General features: G+C 45.9%; 3 protein-coding genes. All 3 read left to right on the top strand.

Translation table 11 applies throughout. The features are described 5' to 3' along the window. The first annotated feature begins 810 nt into the window (after positions 1–810). The 3 genes from ACFSB2_RS02125 (at position 811) to ACFSB2_RS02115 (ending at position 4,062) form a co-directional block, all read left to right on the top strand. On the top strand, positions 811–1,734 hold the full coding sequence (locus ACFSB2_RS02125) for a hypothetical protein (protein ID WP_377940933.1): 924 nt from the start codon (positions 811–813) through the stop codon (positions 1,732–1,734). 727 nt (positions 1,735–2,461) lie between these two features. Continuing rightward, the gene (locus ACFSB2_RS02120) at positions 2,462–2,686 is read left to right on the top strand and encodes an FAD-dependent monooxygenase (RefSeq protein WP_377940934.1); all 225 of its coding nucleotides are present in this window, start codon (positions 2,462–2,464) and stop codon (positions 2,684–2,686) included. A 746-nt stretch (positions 2,687–3,432) separates the two neighbouring features. Next, a complete protein-coding gene (locus tag ACFSB2_RS02115) occupies positions 3,433–4,062 on the top strand; it encodes a hypothetical protein (RefSeq protein ID WP_377940932.1) in 630 nt (209 codons plus the stop codon). Positions 4,063–4,171 lie beyond the last annotated feature (109 nt).

The raw sequence follows: 4,171 nt of genomic DNA, 5'->3' as shown, positions 1-4,171 counted from the left end.
GGGCGGTACCGGACCAGAGGGAGGATAAGGAGACCAAAATGCTTTATGGGGAGAAGCGCGCCGTGATAGCCTATGAGCGGGAGGCCCCGGCTCCTAAGCATGAGACCTGAAAGCCCTCGGTGATAACCGAGGGCATCCAATATGTTTGTGAGCACGAATTATGTAGTTATATCTTCTGGAATTTAAAATTAGTTTCTCTCTTTCTTTTTTGGGGGGGGGTTATTTGTACAGAGGTATATTTATTTTGGGTTATAAAAAAGCGCTGAAAAACCAATGACTGCACAGAAAATCAATCATTTCTACCTGCTGCAATTCGATTTTATAGGTTGACCCAGTTATTATTACTGGGTAGAATTTTAATGGAAGGAATTCACCGATGGATGTCGAATTTACCAATTGCATGACGAACTAATTATGACGCCCAAACATGATGAAAGCCCGCTGCGGCAAACAGCGAGCCTTCGGTGACGCAGGATTGGCACTCCTGAGTCAACATGTTAACCAGGTCCAACCCCTGATTAACTGTACAGGTATAGTATACTACAAAGTATGCCATTTTCCTGCAACAGTTTTATCCATTTTGGCTTTTCAAGGGTGCCTGGCTTCTTGCCACGGTACCCTTTTTTGATAAGCATTCATTTTAGGTGAAGGAGGCTTGAGCGAACCACTAAAAAAGGACAAAAAAATAGCATCGGTTCGCAGCCGACGCCATTGTGTACCCGAAACAAAACTCACAAAAAAAGGGTATCACATTGGACTATTAAATGCAACCTTTTTTCGCAGTTCGCGCTCAAAATGAATCCAGCACAAGTGGAAGACAAACAGGAAGAAATAAACGCCTATAGCAATGCAAAATTTTACACAGAAATCCGTCAAAAATTACTTCGTATGAACCTTGAAGCCAGCGTAATTGCTGTGTTCACCGGGTATCATACACTTTGCGATCCCGATACAGGGGTCTTTTCACGCGATGATGTAAAGATACGTGAAATAACAGGTCTCCCCCGTTCCACTGTCCATTGGGCTACGAATCGACTCTTTAAAAGCGAGCTGATTGCACATAGAGTGGACGGTACGCATGAAATCGCGGGTTATGAAGTGCACCGCAAACTTGATAAACCAAGTTATTTCCGACTAACCAGTAAATTTTTCGAACTCCTCCCGACCGTTGTGCATCACAAAAACTCAGGGTTACTTCTTTTTGCCTTAGAAATCTTAGATTGTTCGCGTCATTACAACTACGAGATCGTTCGTAATGTGGAAACGCTTGTCAACGAGAAGCGGATTGGTAGCACTCGGTTACGCGCCTTAAAAGCCTTGGAGCTGCTAAGGGGCTTTGCTGACTGGTCAATATTCCCTAACAAGAGAGACACCGATGACTTGGTGCAGTTCTGGCCAGTCAAAGACGAGAGGGACGAGTCACAGGATAAACTACGTGCAACACACGGCAAAGTCACTAGAGAGACCAGGAAGGGTTATCTATTTGCAGGCGGGGAAAATCCACCAGATTGGCGCGAACTGTCACGTAGCACTCGAAAAATCATCCAGCATGGTATTGACCTCAAATTGCCAGAAGATGTAATCATCCGTATGGGGGGGCTTTTTGGCAGCTTGTGTGCACGAAATAAGATTGAGAAGAGACTTCCATACCTACGAAAAATACTAAAGAACGGTTCGTTGTTCGGACAGCTAAATATGCTACTATGCAGGGCAAGACAGCAAGATGTAGCGTAATCAACACATATCTTCCCCCCTTTTAAAACCGCGTTTAAAGCACGGTTTATTTGAGCATGGCTAAATCATCATTGAACCCAGGAAACGCCTTTTAAGGACGAATTGCAGGCGTATGATGCAGTGTAACCGGCATTTAGATCTGGATTTTTTATGGCCAAAATTCATTTTCGTCTAACAGATGCGCATTCATCTGTGGATATCCTGTGGATAAAAAAATCAAGGTGTCCAACAAAAATAGCTTACTTGTGGATAATATATTGGCACTGTCCAACAGGTTACAGAATATGTCTAATATCTGATCTATGAAAATGCTTGATATCGAGGTAATAGGAAGAAAAATGAGGTTTTCTGTGTGGCCGCTTAATTGATCTTTTATTAACAGAAAGATCATGATAGAACAATGTGGAGTGCCTTTGGCACATATCCACTATCTTTAACAGAAGAATCATGATTCTACAAAAAGAAAGCTCGCTCACGCGAGCGCAATTAGATATAAACATATGTTCGATCTATATCATCTTCGGATCCGTTACCTGGTGGGCACAGCTTGACCCATCGTACCGAGAATGTGGTGTTCGCGTACGCTCCCTTGGTCGGCCGCCGATGGTGGTCATCGTTGAATACGGTGTTCCGGACGAAACAGCAGATCCATTGTGCCTGGTGGAAATGGAAGAGAGCATTCGGCAAGTACTCTACACAGGCGTCCCACTCACCCAGCCCACACCTGATGCGCCGTTGGGTTGGCCACGCCGTCCGCTCCACGATAAGCGGTCCCGGGCTGAAACTCGGCCTGCAGGACACCGTCAACCTCGGCTGGAAGCTGGCAGCCGTCATCCACGACGATGCTCGGGGGCGAGTTACCAGACACCTACGAGATGGAGCGGCGCCCGCTGGCGCAACGCGTGATGATGCACACACTGTTTCAAACGGCTCTGACCGTCCCGGCGCGTAAGTCACAGCACTGCACGAATTGTTCGGGGATCTGCTTACAGTTCCCGACAACTTCCGACACATTGCCAAACGATGGCCGTCAGCGATATTCGCTACGAGTCGGGCGACCACCCGTTGGTCGGGCTGTTCGCCCCGGACATGGACCTACACATCGCTAGCGAAACCGGTCCGTTAGGCTCAATTGACACGGGACGCTCGTCCCCTACTGCTTGACATGATATAGACCGGCTTGCTGTCCGATGGACCGTGGGAGCCTGTACGTTCGGTTGAGCGATCATCACAAGCAAAGTCCTTTTGTTTCGTCCGGACACTACTTGGCGTGGGCGACGTCGTCGTGGTATCCGGACGCCGGAGAGATTAACGCGTTGCGAACCGCCGCTAGGCATTGGGTCGGACACGTGGGAAGGGCACTTTGGCCAAGCTTACTATCTACGCTATCTCTCTCATTAGGGCAACGGGGTGCAAAGCTGAATAATCATTCAGTTTTCTTTTTCGATTTTTGCGTTTTATCAGTCAATTTTATATTCTTGCTCTTCGCATGTTCCACAAGTTCCTCGTATAATTTGTCCGCTTGCTCTCTCGTGATTTTCATCTAGAAACCCTCCGTGTACTATTTACTATCTTCAGTGTTCCCAGATTAAAGCTCGAACATACTCCCCCCTCCCCTGCCATAGACATTAAAGTAAAGCCCTACACCACAACACCAATGGTGATGGACTATAGTGCAGAATTTTGAGGAGGAACACTATGGAAGAGAGGGTACGAAAGGTCCGAAGCGATAAGAAGATGGGTATAAATCCGATCATCAGCATTGAACTTAATGATGCTTTAGCACGCCTTGGATACGTCTGTGATCGTCCTGTAAAAGACATTGGTGAGACCCTTGTTGTTCTTGCATTGAACAACAGAGAAATTATAAATACGATTGCAAGAAAATTCAGGAGACCGTATTGGTATACGGATACAATCATGATAAATGGAGATCCAGAACTTCCTAAAATGAAGTGGGTAATTCAAGGTGATACGGTTAGACCTGGTTTACGTTTTAGTCAGCCTCATTACGAGAAGATCAGCGAGCTGGCTTATGCGTTGGACACATCCAAAATTAAGGCAGCTGCACTACTTCTGATTTATGCCACACATAATGAGCAGTGCCTATCTCATTTGCTAACTAAATATGTGAAATATCAGCTTGATCACAGACGAATGGAGAACCTACGTCGTGTTGTGGATTACACAAACCAAGGAAAGCCGGAACAGTTCCAAATCAATATCCCTATCCTTTTGAACCATATTTATTACTGTATGGGTGATAATGTTAAACCCATAGGCAAAGCTGTATCAAAGTGGATGTCGGGATTGGGACTTGATTCTTGACATCCTGTTTGTGGCAGGATGAAAGTGCAGGATGTGGCGGCGTAAAACTGCAGTTTTACGCCGCCACAAATCAAGACTTGTTTGTGTAACAAAATGGCACTTGCCAACA

The organism is Alicyclobacillus fodiniaquatilis, assembly GCF_042678105.1.
Lineage (GTDB): Bacteria > Bacillota > Bacilli > Alicyclobacillales > Alicyclobacillaceae > Alicyclobacillus > Alicyclobacillus fodiniaquatilis.
This window is presented reverse-complemented; position numbering and strand designations above follow the sequence as displayed.

Coding starts and splice junctions, on each gene's coding strand:
- ACFSB2_RS02120 (WP_377940934.1), top strand. CDS start 2,462: ATGCGCCGTTGGGTTGGCCACGCCGTCCGCTCCACGATAAGCGGTCCC.
- ACFSB2_RS02115 (WP_377940932.1), top strand. CDS start 3,433: ATGGAAGAGAGGGTACGAAAGGTCCGAAGCGATAAGAAGATGGGTATA.